This is a genomic window from Hyphomicrobium methylovorum, from assembly GCF_013626205.1.
Lineage (GTDB): Bacteria > Pseudomonadota > Alphaproteobacteria > Rhizobiales > Hyphomicrobiaceae > Hyphomicrobium_B > Hyphomicrobium_B methylovorum.
Genome location: NZ_QHJE01000001.1, coordinates 1,597,292 through 1,619,146, shown reverse-complemented (window position 1 = coordinate 1,619,146; position 21,855 = coordinate 1,597,292). Strand labels below are relative to the sequence as shown.

The window sequence follows — 21,855 nt, the reverse complement described above, 5'->3', positions numbered from 1 at the left end:
CCATATGAAGTTCAGAAAGATAGCGCGATGCGCAGGGGTGCTAGGGGCCCTCGGCGCGATCGCGTTGGTCAGTCCGGCTTTGGCTCAGGAAGCCGCTCCGGCAGCAGCACCCGCTCCAACGCTCGATAGCGGCGACACGGCATGGATGCTGACATCATCCGTCATCGTGCTGATGATGAGCTTGCCAGGACTGGCGTTGTTCTACGGCGGCATGGTCCGCAAAAAGAACATCCTCAACACCTCGCTGATGGTCTTCGCGACCGTCTGTCTGATGTCGATCATCTGGACGTTCTTTGGTTATTCGCTCGCCTTCACGGATGGCGGCGAGATGAACGCCTACATCGGCGGCCTGAGCAAGGCCATGCTGGCAGGCGTCACCAAGGACAGCCTGCAGGGAACGATCCCGGAAGCGCTGTTCGTCTTCTTCCAGATGACGTTCGCAGCCATCACACCGGCACTCATCATCGGTGCCGTTGTCGACCGCATGAAGTTTTCGACATTGCTCGTCTTCATGTGCCTTTGGCTCGTGATCGTTTACCTCCCTGTTTGCCACTGGGTATGGGGCGGCGGCTTCCTGAGCAAGGACGGCGTCCTTGACTTCGCAGGCGGCACAGTCGTGCACATCAACGCCGGTATCGCCGGTCTCGTGGCGTGCATCATGGTCGGACGCCGCAAGGGCTACGGCCACGAAAACATGATGCCGCACAATCTCGTGCTCACGATGATCGGCGCCTCGTTGCTGTGGGTCGGTTGGTTCGGCTTCAACGCGGGTTCTGCCGTCAGCGCAGGAACCTCTGCATCGATGGCCGCGCTCGCCACCCAGGTCGCGACGGCGGCAGCAGCTCTCGGCTGGATGTTCACCGAATGGCTGATCCATCGTAAGCCGACGATCCTCGGCATCACGTCGGGTGCGGTTGCTGGCCTCGTCGCCATCACGCCTGCAGCTGGCTTTGTCGATGCCAAGGGCGCGATGCTCATCGGCCTCGCAGCAGGCGTCGGCTGCTATTTCGCAGCGACGACTCTCAAGAAGGCCCTGGGTTACGACGACAGCCTTGACGTCTTCGGCGTCCACGGCGTCGGCGGCATCATCGGCGCACTTCTCACCGGCGTCTTCGCCGTCAAGGAAATCGGCGGCACTGCCGGCGTCCTGGAAGGCAACGCGGCGCAGTTTGGCATCCAGGTCTACGGCGTTCTGGCCACCATCATCTGGTGTGCGGTCGCGACGTTCGTGATCCTTCTGGTGCTGAAGGTCATCATGGGCTTGCGCGTACCGGAAGACGTCGAGATCGAAGGTCTCGATGCTCGGCTCCACGGCGAAACCGTTCCGTAACGCACAAATCCAACGCGGTCGCATTCGCAAATCGGATGCGGCCGCGCTGCCCGCCCTCCCGAGCACGCATCTCGACAACACGTGCTCAACTTGCCCGGCGCTTTCCCAAGTGCCGGGTTTTTTATACGCTCAAACCGCTATGACGATATCGCTGCCACGATGAAGGTTGCACAGCATACGTCGCAAATCGCTGGCACGAAGAGCAACGCACCCTTCCGTCGGCGTAAATCCCTCGCGAGCAACATGAATGAAGATCGCACTGCCGCGTCCACGCACGCGCGGCACATCGTTGTATCCAAGCACAACGATAACGTCGTAAAGCCGATCCGCGCGCCATAGCGGTTCCGTGCTTTGCGGATACGGCAGCGAAACACGGCGATTGTAGTTGCGATCATTGACGCTATCGCACCATCCATCCATCTTGCGGATGGCCCTAACCGGCAAACCCGAGCGCGGCCTTTTGCCATCGGGCCGGTAAAAAACGCTGAGCAATCGAAACCGCCCGCGCGGCGCAGCGCCATCGCCTTCGCGCTTGATCGCCCGAATTCCGCCGGTCCCAAGCGCACACGGCACCAAATTCGTGCCAAACTGCAAATATCCGCGCTGCGCGGACGCATTCAGGGCTCTAACGATGAGCCGCCCCGCCGTTCGTTGTTGGTGTTCCGGCTTGGGACGGATCATCGGAACCGCCAATCCTCTTGTCTGTTCGCCATCAAAGCCTATGTTGCCCTCGCACGCGATGCTAGTGTTTGGCGTTGCGAACGACCGCAAAAGAAAATGGAGTTTGATCCATGAGCACGGCCCGCAAGGTCCTCCTCGTAGACGACGATGAAGATCTCCGCACCTCGCTGAAGGATCAACTGGTCTTACACGACGAATTCGAAGTTTCCGAAGCGGGCACGGCCAGCAAGGGCATGGAAGCCGCAAAAGCCGGACGGTTCGACCTCGTCGTTTTCGATGTCGGCCTGCCGGATATGGACGGTCGCGAAGCCGTCAAGCTGCTCCGCAAATCCGGATTCAAAACGCCGATCGTCATGCTGACCGGCAATACCTCCGACGCCGATCAGATCCTCGGCCTTGACGCCGGTGCCAATGACTATGTTCTGAAGCCTTTCAAATTCGCAGTGTTTCTCGCACGAGTGCGTGCTCAGTTGCGTCAGCACGAGCAGAGCGAAGACGCCGTATTCGCGATCGGCCACTACACGTTCCGTCCCGCATCGAAACTTCTCGTCGATCACTCCGGCAACAAAATCCGGCTGACCGAGAAAGAAACATCGATCCTGAAATACCTCTATCGCTCAGGCGACAAGGTGGTATCGCGCGATGTGCTGCTGCACGAAGTTTGGGGATATAACGCGGGCGTGACGACACACACGCTCGAAACCCACATCTATCGCCTGCGCCAGAAGATCGAGAAAGATCCGTCGAACGCAGAGCTCCTGATCACGGAAAGCGGCGGCTACAAACTCGCGCCTTGACGCGCGTGTTGCGCACGCCGCGCGATGTAGTCTCTCCACACGCCATCCAAGTCCGTCCACAGGCCGACACCCTTCGATTGGTTATGGGTGTCTCTCGTCGCGCAGTTGGTGTATGAAGTGCGCGGCCCGTATGGCTTCTGTTTCGTTGTGTTTGAGTCCGGTTTTAGTCATCCATGGATTCACCCAATGGCGATAGAAGCCCTGGTCAAACCATTTTTAGCGCTTCCGATTTTTCGCAATTTGAAGCCAGCACAGCTCGAAGCGATCGTGAACAGTGCTGAGCGCATCGTGTATCGTCCGGGCGATATGATCGTTATGGAAAATCACACAAGCGAAGCGGCAATTCTCGTTGTGTCAGGACGGTGTGTGCGATTGAGTGAAGACGCGGAGATGCGGGAAGACATCGTTCCGGAAGGCTCGCTGATTGCAGAGCTTGCAATGGTTGTCGAAACGGTTCACCCCGCAACGATCATTGCGAAGGATCAGGTGCGAGCGCTCAGATTGACTCGGGAAAAAATGCACGACGCGATGATGCAGGACCCAAGCCTCGCGAGGCATTTCTCGTCCTGCATACTTTCGCGATTACAACTGTTGGCTGAAGACCTGACGACGATCGATGCGGTGCTCGCGAATGCAGCCGACCCTGCACGTCTGCCACGCGTTTCTGAATTGAGCAGTCTTTCTCTATCCTGAGGATTACGACACCACGCGCAACGTCATCGGATTTTACAAACTGCGTCTCGGAAAAAATTCACGAGAGCACGCTGCGAAAAAAAATATCAAAGGGGTGCCTGAAAAGAGTGCGCCCAGTCCCGGGGGGAGGGACTGGGCGCTATGCGCTTATCGCGCTCGGTATCGGGAGGGAAACCGATACCAGAGGCGGCGTCTTCGGCTAGACGGGGGGCACTACCGAATACAGGGTGACGCCGCCTGCATGCTCATGAGTTAAGCGCAAAGCCCGCAAATTCAATAGGGGGCCTTTGAGGACTTCACGAAATTGTGATCGGCTACACAAAAATATCCACAGATTGCGCATTGCCAAGCGGCAAATACGCAACGGACTGATTTCGCTCACGAATCGTCAGTTTGGCGTCGTGCGATGCGGCCCAAGCGGTTGAATTTTAAATAAATTTCCGTCGAGATCGTCTGTTTGAACCAGACCCGACACTTCGATTCGCGTGTCCAAGCCCTGGGCGTCCGTCGTCACCCACTCCTTCAATTCCATCGTCGGCTTGGTCGCGATGAAGAGCTTGATGTGGCCCGGCGCGTCGGGATTTTTATCTTCGAGACCCAGCACGATCAGGTCGTCCGAGTGCTGCACCTCGGTGATTTTCGCATCGCGCAACAGATCGACGTCTTTGCGCAAGAGCAGCCGGAAAGGAGTCTGATCGATCGACACACGATCTTCGTTGTTCAGATCGAGATCCTGAATGGCTAGATTTTGACCATCGGAAACGATGACCTGGCGCGACGGCAATGCGTAGTCAAAACGGAATCGGCCTGGCCGTTTGACGAAAAATTTTCCGCGCATCCGCTTGTTCGCGGAATCGATCTGCACGAACGCACCCTTCAGGTTCGTCAGCGACCCAAAGTACGCGCTCACATCATGAACGAGTTTCGTTTGGCTATCGTCGAGCACGATGCCTTCGTTCTTGGCGGTGGCGACCTTTCCGGTCCATCCCTGCACGGCCGTCGCCTTGACGGCGGGCACTGATTTCAATGCTTCGCTTGGACCATTCGCATCTTCGGCCAGCGTGGCACCCCCGCAGAGAGTCACAAGTGCTGCGGTCGCCAAAAGGCGCTGACAAAATCTCATGCTTGATCCCATTGCGTGGCCCCCACAGCCCCCCGAACCCTCACGGGCTCAATTCGCAGATTACCGTTTCAACAAAGATTGCGTCGAGAACTTGGCAAATCAGCGTGCTCGTTGCCTGCCTAGCCCGGCAACCATCGAAATGGCAACTCAATCTGTGTGTCATCGGTGTGAGTTATCCGCGAACGCGACTACGCGGATGACTCTTCGCGTCAGGCAGCAAGAATTTCCCGCTTGCCCACGCTGTTCGCCGCCGAGATCAAACCCTCACGCTCCATGCGCTCAATCAAGTCGGCGGCGCGATTGTAGCCGATCGAAAGACGACGCTGGATGTAGCTCGTCGAGGCTTTGCCATCTTTGAGCACAATGGCAACGGCGCGATCATAGAGATCCTGATCGCCCCCTTCGCGTCCGCTCGGCGCAATCTCTGATTGCGGCGGCGCGTCGGTGATGCCTTCGACATAATTAGGCGGCGCCGCAGCGCGCAACGCATCCGAGAACGCAACGACTTCCTCGTCCGACACGAAGGCACCGTGTACACGCACAGACTGCCCCGCCCCGTTCGAATAGAGCATATCGCCCTGACCGAGCAGCTGCTCTGCGCCCTGCTCGTTGAGGATCGTCCGGCTATCGATCTTCGACGTGACCTTGAAAGAGATGCGCGTCGGGAAATTCGCCTTGATCGTACCGGTGATGATATCGACCGACGGACGCTGCGTCGCCATGATGAGATGAATGCCCGCCGCCCGCGCCATCTGCGCCAACCGCTGCACGGAACCTTCGACTTCGCGCCCTGCAACCAGCATCAGGTCGGCGAACTCATCGACGATGACAACGATGCGCGGGAACGGCTCGAGTTCCATCTGCTGCGTTTCGAAACGCGCCTGTCCCGACTTATCGAATCCGGTCTGAACCGTGCGAGACAGAATTTCGCCGCGCTTCTTCGCGTTGCGAACGCGGTTGTTGAAGACGTCGATGTTACGAACCGAGATTGCCGCCATGCGCTTGTAGCGCTCTTCCATCTCGCGCACGACCCAGTTGAGTGCGGCCACCGCCTTGTGCGGGTCGGTGATGACGGGCGTCAACAGATGCGGAATTCCATTGTAGACGGAAAGCTCCAGCATTTTCGGATCGATCATCAGCATGCGGCAGTCTTCCGGCGCGTGCCGATAGAGCAGCGAAAGCACCATCGAGTTGATGCCGACCGATTTACCGGAGCCGGTCGTACCAGCCACCAGCAGATGCGGCATGCGTGCGAGATCGACAACGACGGGATCGCCACCGATCGACTTGCCAAGACCAAGCGGCAACCCAGCGCCATCCGATTTGAACGTATCGGACTCAAGAATTTCGCGTAACAGAACCGTTTCGCGCCGCGCGTTCGGCAATTCCAATCCGATCGCATTCCGGCCCGAGACAACAGCCGCACGCACGCTTCCGATGCTCATCGAGCGCGCAATGTCTTCTGCAAGACCAATGACACGCGATGACTTCGTTCCGCGCGACGGCTCGAACTCGAACAGCGTCACGACCGGACCCGGCCGAATATCTCTCACTTCGCCCTTGACGCCGAAATCCGCCAGCACGTCTTCAAGCAGCCGCGCATTGCCGCGCATAACCGTCTGCGAAAGTTCGGGCTTCGGTTTCGATGGGCCTGGCCGCTTGAACACATTCAGCGACGGCCGCTTCCATTCCGACTCCGCGCGACCGCGCACAAATCCACCAAGTAATCCGCTCGCTTTTGCGAGAGCTGCCTCAGGTGGCGGCGGAGGAGGAGGAGGCGAAGGCGGCTCCGCAGCGCGCGGCGCGGGGCGTGGTGTCCGAACCGGGGCTGCAATCGGCAGCGACTCTTCTAACGGCGCATGTGGCCGCGCATTCTTTGCCGATTCCGGCGCAAAGCGGCGTGCAATTGCGATGCTACTTGCGTCTGAGCCAAGATCCACTTCGATCTCGTCGTCAACGAAGTCTTCCAGGCCATCGTCGTCGGAGCGACGACGCTCGACCGTCTGCAGCCCGGCGGACAGGCTAGGTCTCGCCTTTGGCTGAGGCGCAAAAGTCTCGACGGGATCGTCGATCGACAACGTAGGACGCGAACTGCTTCGACGCTCGAACGCAGGCTCCTGGCGATCGGTTGCCGCCTCATGTTCGATGGACGGCTCCGCCAGCTCAAGTGAGTCGAATGACGAACGATGCACGCGAGCCGCAACAACGCTTTCCTTGGCCGCCGCCTGCGAGCGCGTAACCAGAGAACGAAGAGCACTCAAAAGACCCTTGATGAGAGACTCGCCCTCAAAGCCGATGGCCTTTCCAGCCATCTGCACCGCCGCCGCGCCGAGAATAACGCCCGCCGCCAATCCCGCGCGGTCCGCATTGATGAAGGAGAAGACTTTCGTAAAGAGATGCAACACGCCGTCGCCCAGCAGCCCGCCGTAGCCATGACGCAGCGGCCAACCCTCAAACAGAGGCAGCGCCGATATCGCTCCCGAAATAGCAAGCACAGAAAGCGGATAAAACCCGAGCTTCGTACGGCCGCCGGACACGCGCTCCGAGCGCAGCATCTCAACGCTCCACACCAGCGGGGCAACAAGCGCCAGCACCGCAGCAAAGCCCAGCATCTGAAAGAGAAGGTCGGAGATAATTGCTCCGACCGGCCCAGCGAAATTGCGCGCTGAGGCTGTCGTCGTGTGCGTCAAGCTTGGATCGAACACAGACCAGGAGACGAGGCTCGCCCAGATGGCGACCGTCGCGACGAGGAGCGCCGCGCCGCCGCAGCGGCCCAGCCAACCTAAAAGCCGATCTTCCAAGGACTGCGGAAGCAGCCGCTGGGGATCGATCCCTCGTGCATCAAGCGACATCGCAGCGAACGTACTCTTTGGACGCGGCACGAAAATCGTGCGTTCGAGCGCTGTCCAACCACTACGACGGACCGTTGAAGCGCGCGCCGATCATGCGCGCAGGAGCTACGGAATCGCAGCAGCCGGATAGGCAACTACGGTAACCTTGACGGGAGTGGGTTGCGATAAGGTTACCGGCCCAAGCAGAAAGCCGGATGACGTTGAGAAAAACGGAATATCTGGTGTTTCAGGACCAGAAAGTCGGCCGAGAGCCCGCAACTTTGGCCGAACATGCGTTGTGCCAGCACCCATAAGGGGCACGCAACGGCCGAACGCGTAGCAAAGCTGGATGAAAAAAGATCAGGGAGGCCGGGCAGGCCACATGGCCTGCCCCCGTAACCACCCGCACTTAGCCGACGCGGAAGACGGCTCCGGCAACAGAGCGTGCGCGCTCACGAACGGCGTTGCCGTCGTTGCCCGACTTAACGATCCATTTACCGTTGGCAGCACGTCCCGTGATGATGCCGACGTGATGCGGCCATACGACAACGGCTCCAACGCGCGGGCCGCTTGCGCGACCGTAACGCCGCCAGTTCGCGGCCAGATTGAATTCAGGACCGCCGCCAAGCTGGGTGCGCATCCACCATCCGCACCAAGCGCGCGGACGTCCACCACTGGCGTACCGGCGACCCGTGTGCTGGGCGTAGTGCCGCTGTCCACGGTACTGGTTTCCATATCTGCGATGGGAACTCGAGCGTGATGCGTAGCGGTTTGAATAACGATGTCCACGCTGCGAATAACGATTGCCACGTTGCGAATAGGCGCGGTTCGAATAGCGCCGCTTTCCATTCCAATTCGCTGGAGTGCCATGGGCCCGGGAATGTTTATACCCATGGGACGGATGCGCTTCGACGGACGGCGCGCCGGCAAGTCCTGCCAAAAGCGCTGCAGCCGCGAACAAGCTCAGTCGCATAGTAACTCTCCTTAACTGTCTTCACAAACGGCGCGCATCCAGCCGTCTAATGCGGCGAAAACAAGAGAGGATTCGCCGCGCGACATATCGTCATTCGCGGCCGCAACCGTTGCGAGCTGGGAGATTCGTTCTGGAATTTTCAGGGGTTAGTTGCGAGCAATCCGTATCCGGAAAGTCCGTTCGCTACCAATAAGCGAAAAAATTGTGAAGATTGAGAGCGATTTTATTCGTTCTGTGATCGGCTTTTGCCGAATACCACGTGCTTAATATCGATATAGATGCGGCGATCCTACACATCGAATGCGCATTGGCATTCATCCGGAATTCATATCGCAATTAGAGGGAACCCGAATGGAATATCGCCAACTGGGAGCGTCCGGACTAGCCGTTCCGCTCCTGAGTTTCGGAGCCGCCACATTCGGCGGAACATCGGAGTTCTTCAAAGAATGGGGCGCGACGGGACCGGCGGAAGCCCGTCGCCTTGTCGATCTGTGCCTCGATGCCGGTGTCACACTGTTCGACACCGCTGACATCTATTCGGATGGCGCTTCGGAATCCGTTCTTGGCGAAGCGCTGAAGGGACGCCGCGATAAGGTTCTCATTTCAACGAAGGCCACATTCCGCTTCGGTAATGGTCCAAACGCCGTCGGCTCCTCGCGTTTCCACCTCATCAAGTCTTGCGAAGACGCATTGAAACGCCTCGCAACCGATCACATCGACATCTTTCAGCTTCACGGCTTTGACGCGCGCACACCAGCGGAAGAAATGTTGTCGACGCTCGACCAGTTGGTGCGCGCCGGTAAGATCCGATACGTCGGCGTATCGAACTTTTCCGGCTGGCACATTATGAAGTCGCTCGCCGTGGCCGACCGATACGGCTACCCGCGCTACGTCGCCAATCAGACATACTATTCGTTGCTCGGCCGCGACTATGAATGGGAGCTGATGCCTCTCGGGCTCGATCAAGGGCTCGGCGCGATTGTCTGGAGCCCGCTTGGATGGGGTCGCTTAACAGGCAAAATTCGGCGCGGCAGTCCCCTGCCCAAAGTCAGCCGTCTTCATAAAACGGCCGACAAAGGACCGCCCGTCAGCGACGAGCACGTCTATCGCATCGTTGACGCGCTTGATGAAATCGCGAGCGAGACCGGCAAAACAATCCCGCAGATTGCGCTCAATTGGCTGTTCCAGCGCCCAACTGTTGCAAGCGTCATCATCGGCGCGCGCAGCGAAGCGCAATTGAAGGAAAACCTCGGCGCGATCGGTTGGAACTTGAACTCTGAGCAAATTAAAAAACTCGACGAAGCAAGCGCAACCACGAAGCCCTATCCATACTGGCACCAGGACGGCTTTTCCGAGCGCAACCCCCCGCCCGTCTAGCGCACGACAAGCAAAGTGGGGAACTCCGCCCACGGCCAATTTGTTGTGTTGGATTAAGCAACGCAAATACCGGGAGGCCACCGTGTCGCGTATTGCAGCAATGTCATGGGCCGCGGGATTGGCATTTTTGATTACGAGCCCCGCCGTAGCAGAAACGCGTTACGCGCCAGGCTTCGGACCGAATCCCGAATTGCCAGCGCCCCAATCGACATTCCTCCCGACGATGAAAGTCGCGCGCGCGACCGGCTGGCCAGATGGGGTGAAGCCCGCCGCTTCCGCCGATCTCACGGTGACGTCCTACGCATCGGGACTATTGCACCCGCGCTGGCTCTATGTTCTGCCAAACGGGGACGTTCTCGTCGCCGAAACAAATGCGCCAGAGCGTCCGAAAGACGGCACCGGGCTGAAAGCCTGGGTCGCTAGTCTTTTTCAGAAGCATGCCGGCGCCAAAGTTCCGAGCGCAAATCGCATAACACTCCTCCGGGGTTTGAAGCCCGACGGGAGCGCAGAGATGCGCACGACATTCCTTGAAAATCTGAATTCGCCCTTTGGCATGACGCTCGTCGGCAATACGCTTTACGTCGCGAACGCGGATGCACTCGTCAAATTCAATTATCGCCCCGGCGACACGCAGATCACGGCGCCGGCTGTGAAAGTCGCAGACCTTCCCGGCGGCCCGATCAATCATCACTGGACCAAGAACGTCATCGCCAATGCCGACGGAACGAAACTTTACGTCACCGTCGGATCGAACAGCAACGTCGCCGAGAACGGAATGGATGCCGAAGTCAATCGCGCGGGCATTCTTGAAATAGATCCCGCAACAGGCGCTTCGCGCCAATTTGCGTCCGGCTTGCGCAATCCAAACGGTCTTGCTTGGGAACCGGAAACCAAAAGCCTCTGGACCGTTGTCAACGAGCGCGATGAAATCGGTGACAACCTCGTGCCCGATTATCTGACGTCAGTAAAAGACGGCGCATTCTACGGTTGGCCTTATAGCTACTTCGGTCAGCACGTTGACGAGAGGGTCAAGCCTCAAAAACCCGATCTCGTCGCGAAGGCGATTCCACCCGACTACGCGATCGGCGCGCATACCGCGTCACTGGGGCTCGCATTTTCACCGGAGCATTCCGCACTTCCGGCTCGGCTGGCGCACGGCGCATTCATCGGCCAGCACGGATCCTGGAACCGCAGCGAATTGAGCGGATACAAAGTGATTTTCGTTCCGTTCGCGAACGGCAAGCCCAGCGGTCCGCCCGAAGACATTCTCACCGATTTCGTCGATAGCAAGAGTGACGCCCGCGGACGCCCGGTTGGCGTTGCGTTCGGCAAGGATGGAGCTCTGCTTGTCGCTGATGACGTCGGCAATAAGATTTGGCGCGTTGTGTCCGCCGATCGCAAGTCGAGTTCGGTGAAGAATCCAGTCGCCGTCGAATAGAGCGTTCGAATGAGCGAAAGCGTTCAGCGCACGCGGCGCGGATTGAGATAGAGATCCGCTTCCTGCCGCTCGATATCGGGCGTCACGACACCGTCGCGGATATCTCGCGCCATCTGCTTCACATGCTTCCGCGCCTGGCGATTGAACGCGATCATCCCGACGAACAACTTCAGCACCATGATGAGCCGCGGATCGGCATGATCGCCGCGCACCTTGCAGCGCCACTTCCCGCCAATCGTTAGGATCGCGCCATCAAGATGGCCAACGTGTTCGCCCCGGGCGTCGATCAGCGTGTAGTCACCGCCGATATTTATGAAGTCACGCCGCAAGCGATAGAACTTCGGCTGACCGCGCTCCATCAGAAAGAACGAAAAGTTTTCCGGCATGAACGGCCACTTGTTCGCGGAGCGTTCGAGATAGACGATGTAATCATCCGGACTGGTATTCACGGAATAGGCCGTGACAGGCAAGCCGCGCGCACCAAGCGTCTGCTGGATAGAGCGGCCCAGCATCAAGTCCATACTCGCGCGCCAATTGAGCGTTTCGGAAAAGAGCTTGAGCACGAGGCGCTTCTTCATGCCCTCCGCATCTTTCCAAAGCTCTTTGCGATATCCGAGCACGCCGGTGCGCTGCCCGTTCTCCACCACCTCCGCGAAGATATCCATATCGCTGGTGAACTGCCGCGACTTACCGCGATTGCGATCGCGCTTCCAGAAACCGAATTCGATCGAATTGAAATTCGTGAGCCAGACTTGAATATCGAAATCATGCCACTTGGTGCGCGCGGCCTTTGAAGCGTCCCCCGCTGACTTCTCGAGCTTCGAAACAGCAGTCTTCGCCGCTGTCGTCTCCGCCTTCTCTGTCTTCGCTTTCTCCAGCACTTCGGCACGTGCATCGCGCGCTGCTTCGGCAGCTGCGGCGTTCGCTTCTGCCACCAACGGATCTTTCTTCTGCGAAGACGCGGTCATATCGGAACCCCTGTCGTGCGCTTACGACGCTTCATGGCGAATCAGCGTGGAAGGCTAACACCGCCAATCAGGCTCCAAGTGGCGAAGAGAAATTTTGTGGTGGGAAACGCCTCAACGGTGACCGAAAATCGCTGAGCCGACGCGAACATGCGTCGCACCGAGCGCGATGGCAGCTTCAAAATCGCCGCTCATGCCCATGCTCAACGCGTCAAGTCCGGCTTCACGCGCCAGCTTCGCCAAAAAGGCAAAATGGACGGAAGGCTCTTCCTCGACCGGCGGAATACACATCAATCCGCGAATCGTGAGCTGCAGATCGTTGCGGCAAAAATCGACGAACGCCTTCGCTTCGCGCGGAAACACACCGGCCTTTTGTGCCTCCTCGCCCGTATTCACTTGAACGAATAGGTCGAGCCGGCGCTGCTGGCTTGCAACTTCAGCGGCAACCGCACGCGCAATCTTTTCACGATCGATCGTATGGATGGCATCGAACAGCGCCACCGCATCTTTCACCTTGTTCGATTGCAGCGGCCCGATGAGATGAAGTGTGACGTCGGGAAATTTGGAACGAAGACCGGGCCATTTACGTTCGGCTTCCTGAACTCGGTTTTCGCCGAACTGGCGATGTCCCGCTGCGAGAACGGGTTCGACAGCATCCGCATCGAACGTCTTGGAAACAGCAATCAACGTGACATCCGAAGCGCTCCGCCCAGCGCCTTTAGCCGCGTCCGCAATCTCGACTTTAATGCGCTTTAACCTCTCGGGCGCTGTTTCCTGGTATTCGTCGCCGGTCACGGTATCTCCTAAATCTACTCCTGACGTCTTTATACGCCCTTCGTATCAGGCCCGAGCGAACAAGTGTCGCAATTTATAAGGCCTATAGGGCACCTACATGCTGCATCTCGAATACAGAGGACACATTCATGCTGACACTCGCTGACGCCCGCCGCATCATTGACGCCGCAGAAAAGAAGGCCGCCGAAATCGGTCAGCCGATGAATATCGCCGTTGTCGACGAGGGCGCGAACCTCATTTCCCACATTCGCATGGATAAGGCCTGGATCGGTTCGATCAACATCGCAATCAACAAGGCTTTCACCGCGCGCGCGTTCAACATTTCGACCAAGGAGCTTGCTGAGAACAGCCAGCCCGGCGACCAGTTCTATGGCATTCATGTATCGAACCATGACCGCGTAATGATCTTTGCTGGCGGCATTCCGCTCAAGGATCAGCACGGTGTCGTCATCGGCGCGATCGGCGTATCGGGCGGAAGCGGCGTGCAGGATCAGCAAGTCGCCGAGGCAGGCGCGAGCGCGCATACGTGTTGATCGGACGCTCGTCGTTACGATCAGATCTCACGAAGGGTCGCGCTTAGGCGCGGCCCTTTTTGTTGCGCGCGCGATCGACCTGCGTTTGCTTGATCTCCGGAAACGGCTCCCACGTATTGGCATCATTGCCGAGAAGAGCCGCATATCTGACATTGAGGAAGAGCTTTTCGCGCCCGACTTTGATTTCACGCAGCACGCCGATCGACACGAGCTGCTTCAGGTCTCTCGACGCCTTTTCCCGATGCGCAAGCCCGCGCTCGACAACGTTTTGAATGCGGCTGTATGGCTGCATGAAAATCACGTCGACAAGTTCGCGCGTGTAGGTTTTCGGCGCTGCATCCCGAACGTATGAAACCGTCACATCCATGAGATCGTGAATCGCGCCGATCTTGGCAGCCGTCCATCGCGCCGTATTCTCGATACCGTCGAGCATAAAGAGCACCCACGGCTCCCACGCTTGCTTCGTCGTCACCTCGAGAAGAAGGCGGTAGTAATCCGCGCGGTTCGCCAAAATATACCGGCTGAGATAGAGCGTCGGGAGCTCGAGCAATCCCTGTTCGATCAGAAACAGAATGTTGATGACCCGGCCTGTGCGGCCGTTTCCGTCAATGAACGGATGAATAGCTTCGAACTGATAGTGTCCGACGGCCATCCGAACGACAGGATCGAGTTCAGTCGCATCGTTCAGGAAGCGCTCCCAATTTGTCAGCAGCTCGCGCAGCAGCGTTTCACCTTCAGGCGGCGTATAAATAACGTCGCCGGTATTCGCATTTCTCAGCTTGGTCCCTGGAACACTCCGCACGTTGAGATCGACGCCCTTGAGATCGGAGCAAATATCGACGGCGGTGCGAGTCGTGATCGGCCGATGTGCGAGCGCATGAAAACCGAGTTGAAGTGCTGATCGATAACGCGATGCCTCCTTCGTCGCAGGGTCCGCGTCGCTGTCATCGCTAAGACTCTGGTCGCGAAACAACGCGTCGCTCGTCGTGACGATGTTTTCAATCGCCGAGCTGTCTTTGGCTTCCATGATGGGGATGGCATTGATGAGCACGGTCTGGTCGGGAATGCGGCGGCCTCGCTCCTTCAGAGCGGCAAGCGCGGCATGGACGGAAGCGCACTTCTTCAAGACGGCCTTCGTCTCCAGATCACCCGGAGGCGGCAGCTTGGGCAGGCTATTGTGCGGAATTGTAGGATCGAAGACTTTCATCTGTCGCAAAATCCGTGGTTTGGCGACACCTCACGCGGATATGTCGGCAACGGCGACATATAGCAGGAATATGTCGCAAAATATGAATTTCTACGACATATAAACCGAAACGTGTCGCCACTCACGACATGTTCTCAAAACATGTCGCAATAATCAGATTTTTACGACATGTGTCAAAAACGCGGGCGACTTGACCCTCTCGACCTTTCAGGCTTCTTACGCGCTAACCAATTCAAATTTCCCAGAAAGAACGGGCCCCATGGCCATAGAACGCTACAACGCCCCCGACCGTGAACGCCATTGGCAACAGGTGTGGGAAAAAAATCAGATCTTCCGCGCAACAGAAGATCCTGCAAAGCCAAAGTGTTACGTCCTTGAGATGTTCCCGTATCCGTCGGGACGCATCCACATGGGGCATGTGCGCAACTATGCGATGGGCGACGTTTTTGCCCGCTACAAGCGCGCTAAGGGCTTCAACGTTCTCCATCCGATGGGATGGGACGCATTCGGCATGCCGGCGGAAAATGCCGCCATGGAACGCAAGGTCCATCCGGGCAAGTGGACCTACGCCAACATCGACACAATGCGCGGCCAGCTCAAGTCGATGGGCCTGTCGCTCGATTGGTCGCGCGAGATCGCAACCTGCTCGCCCACATACTACCGGCATCAGCAGAAGCTGTTTCTCGATTTGCTGGCCAAGGGGCTCGCCTACCGGAAATCTTCGAAGGTCAATTGGGACCCGGTCGACCACACCGTGCTCGCCAACGAACAGGTGATCGACGGCCGCGGCTGGCGGTCCGGCGCGCTCGTTGAAAGCCGCGAGCTGACGCAGTGGTTCTTCAAAATCACCGACTACGCCGACGAACTGCTCACCGGCCTCGACACGCTCGTCAACTGGCCGGAAAAAGTGCGCCTGATGCAGGCGAACTGGATCGGTCGCTCGGAAGGCCTCGCCGTCCGTTGGGCGCTCGACAAGGACGCCGCTCCGAAAGGCTTCACCGAGCTCGAAGTCTACACGACACGCCCCGACACACTTTTCGGAGCGTCATTCCTCGCAGTCGCCGCCGATCATCCGCTCGCGAAGCAGGCCGCCGAAAACAATCCCGAACTGGCAGCCTTCTGCGACGAATGCCGGCGCATGGGAACGTCAGTCGCTGACATCGAGGCCGCCGAAAAGCGCGGCTTCGACACCGGCATCCGCGCCGTCCATCCATTCGACAAGAGCTGGCAGCTTCCGGTTTACGTCGCGAACTTCATCCTGATGGATTACGGCACCGGCGCCATCTTTGGCTGTCCCTCGGGCGATCAGCGCGACATGGATTTCGCGACTCGCTACGAACTGCCAACCGTCCCCGTCGTTCTACCGCCCGGCGAAAAGGCGGAAACATTCGACCTCAAAGGCAAAGCCTACGAGGACGAAGGAACGATGATCAACTCGCGCTTCCTCGATGGGCTGACCACCAAGGCCGCGTTCGAAGAAGCCGCATCGCGTCTTGAAAAACAAAAGCTTGCCGGCCGTCCGCAGGGCAGCCGCAAGGTCAACTTCCGCCTGCGCGATTGGGGCATTTCGCGCCAGCGCTATTGGGGCTGCCCCATCCCGATCGTTCATTGCAAAACGTGCGGCGTGGTTCCGGTTCCGGCGAAAGATTTGCCGGTCGTCCTTCCCGAGGACGCAACGTTCGACAAACCCGGCAACCCGCTCGAACGTCATCCGACGTGGAAGCATGTGCCCTGCCCGAAGTGCGGAGCGGAAGCGACGCGCGAAACCGACACGATGGATACGTTCGTCGACTCGTCTTGGTATTACGTTCGCTTCACCGCACCCGAAGCGACAACGCCGGTCGATCAGGACGCGGCGAAATACTGGCTGCCGGTCGATCAATACATCGGCGGCATCGAGCACGCGATTCTGCATCTGCTCTATTCGCGCTTCTTCTCCCGTGCGATCTCCGACACGGGCCATCTCGCGTTTGCAACGAACACGCGCGAGCCGTTCAACGCGCTCTTCACGCAGGGAATGGTGACGCACGAAACGTACAAATCGGAAGACGGCTTCTGGCTCCTGCCGGGCGACGTCACGCTCGAAGGCGAAGGCGCAAACCGGCGCGCGATCGAAACGTCAACAGGCCGTCCCGCTTCGATCGGCAGCATCGAGAAGATGTCGAAATCGAAAAAGAACCTCGTCGACCCGGACGACATCATCGCCCACTTCGGTGCCGACTGCGCGCGCTGGTTCATGCTGTCCGACAGCCCCCCGGAACGCGACGTGATCTGGACCGAAGCAGGCGTGACCGGCGCTGGCCGTTTCATTCAGCGTCTCTGGCGCATCATCGAAGACATTGCTGAAACAGCACCGGACAAGACGGCCGCCAAGCCGACAACGTTCGGACCCGACGCGTTGGCGATCCGCAAAGCGGGCCACCGCGCCATTGATCAGGTCGGACGCGCCATCGAAGCCCTCAGGTTCAACGTCGCGGTCGCTCACATCCATGAGTTCTGCAATGTTCTCCAGACCGGCCTAACGAAGAGCGGTCCCGACGTGCAGTGGGCGGCCCGGGAAGCGGGCGGCTACCTTTCCATCCTCATCGGCCCGATGATGCCGCATTTGGCGGAAGAATGCTGGGCGCGGCTGGGATACAACACGCTGCTCGCGAACGAACCCTGGCCGGCCGTTGAACCGGACCTACTCGTTGACGATCAAGTGACCATTGCCGTACAGGTGAATGGTAAGCGACGGGACGAACTTGTGGTTTCGCGAACAGCGAAATCCGAAGAAGTAGAAGCGGCGGCATTGCAGCTTGATTCGGTCGTGCGTGCACTTGATGGGCGCACTCCGAAAAAAGTCATCGTCGTTCCGCAAAGGATCGTGAATGTCGTTGGCTGAGGGGCTTTACGGACGGACAAGCAACTGCAGGGCGCAGAGCCGGAGACTGGTTCTCTCGGCTTTGGGGCTCGCGGCGCTTTGCGTCCTGGGTGGATGCGGCGACGCCGGGTTCCGTCCGCTTTACGGCACCGCCAGCCTTGGCGGCGTCGGCGCTCAGGAGAAGCTGGCGACGGTGGATATCGCGCCGATCCCGGGCCGCGTTGGTCAGCGCATCCGCAACGAACTCATCTTCCAGACGACGGGCGGCGGAACGCCAGCCCCGCCGAAATACCGCCTCGACATCGCAATCCGTGAAACCGTCATCTCGACGATGGTTCGCAAAGACGGCAACGCTGGCGGCCAGATCTACAACATCGAAGCGGCGTACAACCTGATCCGCATCGAAGACAAAACTGTCGTCGCCTCGGGCAAGAGCTTTGGCCGCGCGTCCTTCGACCGTGTGTCGTCGGTTTTCGCCAACGTCGAAGCCCGTCAGGACGCGGAGAACCGCGCTGCACAGACGGTTGGCGAAGAGCTGAGAACCCGTCTCCTTGCAATCCTGTCGACGACCGCCTGAGTAATCGCCAGCCGCATCGTTTCTCGTAAGCGGACTTGACGCATGGTCGCCATCAAAGCCCATCAAGCGCACGCCTTTCTGCAAGCGCCACCCGCAAGCCTCGTAGCAGTGCTGTTCTTCGGCACCGATCCCGGTCTCGTCAGCGAACGCTCCGCCGTGCTCGCGCGCACGCTTGCCCAACGCGAAAACCCGCCCGGCGAAATCTTGCGGCTTGATGATACGGACGTCGACCAAACCCCCGACCGCCTCGAGACCGAGTTGCAAATGCGGCCGATGTTTTCGTCGCGGCGCATCGTTCGCGCCATCGCTGGACGCCGCATAGCCGCCGCGATGCTCAAACCTTTGCTATCCGGTGCGCCGCTCGAAGGCTTCTTGATCGTCGAAGCGGGCAACTTGAAACCCGACGATGCATTGCGCGCGCTGTTCGAAAAGAATCCGGCGTGCGCAGCGGTTGCTTGTTATCCTGACACCGAAGCCGACATCGAAAACCTCATCCAGGAAACCCTCGCCCCGTTTTCTCTGACGATCGGCATGGATGCGCGGATGCTACTGCAGAGCCGCCTCGGCGCTGACCGCGCGTTGTCACGCGCCGAAATCGAGAAGCTCGCGCTCTTCTGCACAGGCCGCGAACAAATCACCCTCGAAGATGTTGAAACGATCGTCGGCGATGCCGCCGACCTCGCGTTGGAGCGCATTGCCGAAGCCGTTGCCGAAGGCCGCACCAAAGCGGCTATTTCCGATTTTGGCCGGGCGCTCGCGTCCGGCGAAAGCGCGGAAGCCGTCATCGCCATCACGCAGCGGTATTTCCTGAAGCTGCATAAAGTGCGCGGGGATGTGGACGCTGGCCAGCGCCTCGACGACGCCTTGAAATCACTCAGGCCACCGCTGTTTTTCAAACAACGCGACGCCTTCGCTCGACAGGTTCGCGGCTGGGCCGCCCCGCAGCTCAATCAGGCCCTGAAGCGCATCGCCGAAACGGCGAAGACAGCACGCCTTTCGCCAACGCAGCGCGACGTTCACACCGAGCGCCTGCTGCTTGCCCTCGGATCGATGGCCGCCGCCGCATCTGCCGCGGCCCAGCGCCGCTGACACGCCTTGCGGCCTAGGCCTCGCTTCCTATAGTGCCCGCAAAACCAAACGGGGAACCCAAAAATGGCTGACGCACGCCACGACGTCATCGGTATCGGCAATGCAATTGTCGACATCATTGGACGCTGCGATGAATCGTATTTGACCGAGATCGGCGCTGCGAAAGGCAGCATGCGCCTGGTCGAAGCCGGCGACGTCCAGAAGATCTACCAGACGATGGGACCCGCCGTCGAAATCTCGGGCGGATCAGGCGCGAACACCATCGCAGGCGTCGCGTCGTTCGGCGGACGCGCTGCATATATCGGAACGATCGCCGACGATGAATTCGGCCGGATCTTCTCGCACGATATTCGCTCTCTCGGTGTGACGTACGAATCCCAGCCAATTGCAAATGGCGCACCCACCTCGCGCTCACTCATTCTCGTCACGCCGGATGGCGAGCGCACGATGAATACGTTCCTCGGAATCTCGACGGACCTCGACGAAACGCATCTCAATCTCGATTTAATTCGCGAGTCCGCAATTCTTTATCTCGAAGGATATCTCTTCGATCGCCCGCAAGCTCAGAAAGCATTTCGTCTTGCACTCGACACTGCAAAGAAAGCTGGACGAAAAGTTTCTCTGACGCTGTCGGACGGCTTCTGCGTTGATCGCCATCGCGGCGAATTCCTCGAGCTTATTCGCTCTGGCATCGATATTCTTTTCGCCAATGAATCCGAGATCAAATCGCTCTATCAAACGGAATCGTTCGATCTTGCAGCGAAACAAGCCAGCTCCGACATCCCGCTCGCTGTGCTGACACGGAGTGCCAAGGGCTCGATTATTTTAGCCGATAATAAGAGCGTCGAAATATCTGCCGATCCGATCGAACAGGTCGTCGATACGACCGGCGCCGGTGATTTATATGCAGCAGGATTTCTATTCGGATATGCGCGCGGATTATCACTCGAAACGTCTGGCCAATTGGCCAGTTTGGCCGCAGCCGAAATTATCGGACATTTGGGCGCTCGCCCCGAGGTGCCGCTAGCTGAATTGGCCCGTCAGCGCCGACTCATTCCCTGAGTTCGCCCGCGGCGAAAATAGACGAATCCCGGATATACCCCCTTCTATTCTCCATGAACGATGTTCAAAAGGAGAATGTTTAGGGGGTATTTCGTGTCCAATTCCGAATACTATTTAATCTCCCTGGAATTAACGGAATTAATCGCGCAATCTCCAAACAACGAATCGGATTGGTTTGAGGTTCGCCTGATGATCCAGAATGCAGTACGTCGTGGCCGGCCCAAAGGCACCGGCATTGATGACACCGAACGCCTCGCGCGTATTGGAGAACTGCTACGGATCCATCCTGAGCTGCGTCCAACCACTGCAATTCGCCAAATGGGATATTCCGATCCCTCGGCTATTCGCCGGCTCCGTGACAAATACAAGATCTTCGCTTTGACCGGCGAAACCTCATTTCTCAAAGGTTTCGTCCCGTCATCAAATGCCGGATCTTCGGAGCAGAAACGCACGCCCGCGGCCTCCATTGAGACGCGCTAACGCACACAACTCTCCTCAACTTGAATAAAGAGACCCACCCTGTGATGTCTCGACCGGCCGCTGCCCCAAGCGGCCTTTTTTTTTGCGCGTATACACGCATGCGCTCAGAGCTTTCTCAGCGACGCCTTTTCAACGCTGTGGCTCTCACCCTTTTGCAGAATGAGATGCGCCCGGCTCCGCGTCGGTAGGATGTTTTCTTCGAGGTTCTTGAGATTGATGTCCTGCCAAAGCCGCAAGGCAGAGCGCCGCGCCTCATCCGGAGTCATTTCCGCATACTTGTGAAAATAGGACCCGGGATCGCGAAACGCCGTCGTCCGAAGGCGCATGAATCGCATCAGATACCACTTCTCGATAATGGAAATCTGGGCATCCATATAAATCGAGAAATCGATGAAATCGGAAACAAACGGAATCGTTCCGCCGCCCTTGGGCATCTCTGCAGGCTGAAGAATATTCAGCCCTTCGATGATCAAAATATCCGGCTGCTCAATCAGCAATTTCTGACCGGATAGAATGTCGTATTGGAAATGCGAATAGACCGGCGCCTCGACCTGCGCCATGCCGGATTTGACGTCGCCCAAAAACCGCAAAAGAAGCTCGGTATCGAAGCTTTCGGGAAATCCCTTCCGATCCATCAGACCGAGACGTTGAAGCTCTGCGTTCGGATACAAAAAGCCGTCCGTCGTAATCAGATCGACGCGTGGATGGTCAGGCCAACGCGCCAAAAGCGCCCGCAAAATACGCGCTGTCGTACTCTTCCCGACTGCGACTGACCCCGTCACACCAATGATGAACGGAACCTTCGTATCCTTCCGGCCGAGAAACTCCGTGCTCACGGAATAGAGCTTCTGCGCCGCCGCCACATAGAGATTAAGAAGACGCGAGAGCGGCAGATAAATCTGTTCGACTTCGTCGACAGACACTTCCTCGATTATACCGGAAAGCTGCTCCAGCTCATGCGGTGCAAGCGTCATCGGCGTATCGGCACGCAGCCGCGCCCACTCCTCGCGCGAAAATACACGGTAGGGTGAGAACACGAGA

Annotated in this window: 19 protein-coding genes; 11 read left to right on the top strand and 8 right to left on the bottom strand. The window is 58.4% G+C overall.

What is annotated here, in order from left to right; all coding sequences use genetic code 11:
- The first annotated feature begins 4 nt into the window (after positions 1-4).
- Positions 5-1,330, top strand: a complete 1,326-nt coding sequence (locus DLM45_RS07890) for an ammonium transporter (RefSeq protein ID WP_181336608.1) — start codon at positions 5-7, stop codon at positions 1,328-1,330.
- A 129-nt stretch (positions 1,331-1,459) separates the two neighbouring features.
- On the opposite strand, the gene DLM45_RS07885 is transcribed toward DLM45_RS07890, so the two are convergent.
- On the bottom strand, positions 1,460-2,011 hold the full coding sequence (locus tag DLM45_RS07885; protein ID WP_181336607.1) for a L,D-transpeptidase family protein: 552 nt from the start codon (positions 2,009-2,011) through the stop codon (positions 1,460-1,462).
- A gap of 110 nt (positions 2,012-2,121) precedes the next feature.
- On the opposite strand from DLM45_RS07885, the gene DLM45_RS07880 reads away from it, so the two are divergent.
- Positions 2,122-2,808 (top strand): response regulator transcription factor, encoded by a 687-nt coding sequence (locus DLM45_RS07880; RefSeq protein ID WP_181336606.1) that lies wholly within the window; start codon positions 2,122-2,124, stop codon positions 2,806-2,808.
- Positions 2,809-2,994: 186 nt separating this feature from the next.
- Positions 2,995-3,501, top strand: a complete 507-nt coding sequence (locus DLM45_RS07875) for a cyclic nucleotide-binding domain-containing protein (RefSeq protein ID WP_181336605.1) — start codon at positions 2,995-2,997, stop codon at positions 3,499-3,501.
- Positions 3,502-3,889: 388 nt separating this feature from the next.
- On the opposite strand, the gene DLM45_RS07870 is transcribed toward DLM45_RS07875, so the two are convergent.
- The 3 genes from DLM45_RS07870 to DLM45_RS16500 all read right to left on the bottom strand — a co-directional run bounded on the left by DLM45_RS07870 (position 3,890) and on the right by DLM45_RS16500 (position 8,095).
- A complete protein-coding gene (locus DLM45_RS07870; RefSeq protein WP_246317225.1) occupies positions 3,890-4,624 on the bottom strand; it encodes a LolA family protein in 735 nt (244 codons plus the stop codon).
- Between the two features lie 209 nt (positions 4,625-4,833).
- On the bottom strand, positions 4,834-7,476 hold the full coding sequence (locus tag DLM45_RS07865) for a DNA translocase FtsK (RefSeq protein ID WP_181336603.1): 2,643 nt from the start codon (positions 7,474-7,476) through the stop codon (positions 4,834-4,836).
- Positions 7,477-7,864: 388 nt separating this feature from the next.
- The gene (locus DLM45_RS16500; protein ID WP_246317223.1) at positions 7,865-8,095 is read right to left on the bottom strand and encodes a C40 family peptidase; all 231 of its coding nucleotides are present in this window, start codon (positions 8,093-8,095) and stop codon (positions 7,865-7,867) included.
- Positions 8,096-8,779: 684 nt separating this feature from the next.
- Here DLM45_RS16500 and DLM45_RS07855 point away from each other — a divergent pair.
- Both DLM45_RS07855 and DLM45_RS07850 read left to right on the top strand, forming a co-directional pair.
- Positions 8,780-9,805, top strand: a complete 1,026-nt coding sequence (locus DLM45_RS07855) for an aldo/keto reductase (protein ID WP_181336601.1) — start codon at positions 8,780-8,782, stop codon at positions 9,803-9,805.
- Positions 9,806-9,905: 100 nt separating this feature from the next.
- A complete protein-coding gene (locus DLM45_RS07850) occupies positions 9,906-11,243 on the top strand; it encodes a PQQ-dependent sugar dehydrogenase (RefSeq protein ID WP_181338235.1) in 1,338 nt (445 codons plus the stop codon).
- 23 nt (positions 11,244-11,266) lie between these two features.
- Here the strand turns inward: DLM45_RS07850 and DLM45_RS07845 are convergent, their stop codons facing one another.
- The gene (locus DLM45_RS07845) at positions 11,267-12,211 is read right to left on the bottom strand and encodes a hypothetical protein (protein ID WP_181336600.1); all 945 of its coding nucleotides are present in this window, start codon (positions 12,209-12,211) and stop codon (positions 11,267-11,269) included.
- Between the two features lie 111 nt (positions 12,212-12,322).
- A complete protein-coding gene (locus tag DLM45_RS07840; RefSeq protein ID WP_181336599.1) occupies positions 12,323-13,003 on the bottom strand; it encodes a YggS family pyridoxal phosphate-dependent enzyme in 681 nt (226 codons plus the stop codon).
- Between the two features lie 128 nt (positions 13,004-13,131).
- On the opposite strand from DLM45_RS07840, the gene DLM45_RS07835 reads away from it, so the two are divergent.
- A complete protein-coding gene (locus DLM45_RS07835; protein ID WP_181336598.1) occupies positions 13,132-13,536 on the top strand; it encodes a GlcG/HbpS family heme-binding protein in 405 nt (134 codons plus the stop codon).
- A 43-nt stretch (positions 13,537-13,579) separates the two neighbouring features.
- Here the strand turns inward: DLM45_RS07835 and fic are convergent, their stop codons facing one another.
- The gene (gene fic, locus DLM45_RS07830; RefSeq protein ID WP_181336597.1) at positions 13,580-14,743 is read right to left on the bottom strand and encodes a protein adenylyltransferase Fic; all 1,164 of its coding nucleotides are present in this window, start codon (positions 14,741-14,743) and stop codon (positions 13,580-13,582) included.
- A 259-nt stretch (positions 14,744-15,002) separates the two neighbouring features.
- Here fic and leuS point away from each other — a divergent pair, with 259 nt between their 5' ends.
- The 5 genes from leuS (at position 15,003) to DLM45_RS07805 (ending at position 20,814) form a co-directional block, all read left to right on the top strand.
- Positions 15,003-17,627 (top strand): leucine--tRNA ligase, encoded by a 2,625-nt coding sequence (gene leuS / locus DLM45_RS07825; RefSeq protein ID WP_181336596.1) that lies wholly within the window; start codon positions 15,003-15,005, stop codon positions 17,625-17,627.
- On the top strand, positions 17,614-18,183 hold the full coding sequence (locus DLM45_RS07820; protein ID WP_181336595.1) for a hypothetical protein: 570 nt from the start codon (positions 17,614-17,616) through the stop codon (positions 18,181-18,183). The genes leuS and DLM45_RS07820 overlap by 14 nt, the downstream gene beginning before the upstream one ends.
- A gap of 42 nt (positions 18,184-18,225) precedes the next feature.
- A complete protein-coding gene (holA, locus tag DLM45_RS07815) occupies positions 18,226-19,272 on the top strand; it encodes a DNA polymerase III subunit delta (protein WP_181336594.1) in 1,047 nt (348 codons plus the stop codon).
- 63 nt (positions 19,273-19,335) lie between these two features.
- Entirely contained in the window at positions 19,336-20,334 is a 999-nt protein-coding gene (locus DLM45_RS07810) for an adenosine kinase (protein ID WP_181336593.1), read from the top strand.
- 93 nt (positions 20,335-20,427) lie between these two features.
- A complete protein-coding gene (locus DLM45_RS07805; RefSeq protein WP_246317215.1) occupies positions 20,428-20,814 on the top strand; it encodes a hypothetical protein in 387 nt (128 codons plus the stop codon).
- A gap of 104 nt (positions 20,815-20,918) precedes the next feature.
- Here the strand turns inward: DLM45_RS07805 and coaA are convergent, their stop codons facing one another.
- Positions 20,919-21,851, bottom strand: a complete 933-nt coding sequence (gene coaA / locus DLM45_RS07800; RefSeq protein WP_343062339.1) for a type I pantothenate kinase — start codon at positions 21,849-21,851, stop codon at positions 20,919-20,921.
- Between the last annotated feature and the right edge of the window lie 4 nt (positions 21,852-21,855).

Bases quoted from the DNA above. Each gene is read 5' to 3' on its own strand.
- DLM45_RS07890 (WP_181336608.1), top strand. From the start codon at position 5: ATGAAGTTCAGAAAGATAGCGCGATGCGCAGGGGTGCTAGGGGCCCTC.
- DLM45_RS07885 (WP_181336607.1), bottom strand. From the start codon at position 2,011: ATGATCCGTCCCAAGCCGGAACACCAACAACGAACGGCGGGGCGGCTC.
- DLM45_RS07880 (WP_181336606.1), top strand. From the start codon at position 2,122: ATGAGCACGGCCCGCAAGGTCCTCCTCGTAGACGACGATGAAGATCTC.
- DLM45_RS07875 (WP_181336605.1), top strand. From the start codon at position 2,995: ATGGCGATAGAAGCCCTGGTCAAACCATTTTTAGCGCTTCCGATTTTT.
- DLM45_RS07870 (WP_246317225.1), bottom strand. From the start codon at position 4,624: ATGAGATTTTGTCAGCGCCTTTTGGCGACCGCAGCACTTGTGACTCTC.
- DLM45_RS07865 (WP_181336603.1), bottom strand. From the start codon at position 7,476: ATGTCGCTTGATGCACGAGGGATCGATCCCCAGCGGCTGCTTCCGCAG.
- DLM45_RS16500 (WP_246317223.1), bottom strand. From the start codon at position 8,095: ATGCGCACCCAGCTTGGCGGCGGTCCTGAATTCAATCTGGCCGCGAAC.
- DLM45_RS07855 (WP_181336601.1), top strand. From the start codon at position 8,780: ATGGAATATCGCCAACTGGGAGCGTCCGGACTAGCCGTTCCGCTCCTG.
- DLM45_RS07850 (WP_181338235.1), top strand. From the start codon at position 9,906: ATGTCATGGGCCGCGGGATTGGCATTTTTGATTACGAGCCCCGCCGTA.
- DLM45_RS07845 (WP_181336600.1), bottom strand. From the start codon at position 12,211: ATGACCGCGTCTTCGCAGAAGAAAGATCCGTTGGTGGCAGAAGCGAAC.
- DLM45_RS07835 (WP_181336598.1), top strand. From the start codon at position 13,132: ATGCTGACACTCGCTGACGCCCGCCGCATCATTGACGCCGCAGAAAAG.
- fic (WP_181336597.1), bottom strand. From the start codon at position 14,743: ATGAAAGTCTTCGATCCTACAATTCCGCACAATAGCCTGCCCAAGCTG.
- leuS (WP_181336596.1), top strand. From the start codon at position 15,003: ATGGCCATAGAACGCTACAACGCCCCCGACCGTGAACGCCATTGGCAA.
- DLM45_RS07820 (WP_181336595.1), top strand. From the start codon at position 17,614: ATGTCGTTGGCTGAGGGGCTTTACGGACGGACAAGCAACTGCAGGGCG.
- holA (WP_181336594.1), top strand. From the start codon at position 18,226: ATGGTCGCCATCAAAGCCCATCAAGCGCACGCCTTTCTGCAAGCGCCA.
- DLM45_RS07810 (WP_181336593.1), top strand. From the start codon at position 19,336: ATGGCTGACGCACGCCACGACGTCATCGGTATCGGCAATGCAATTGTC.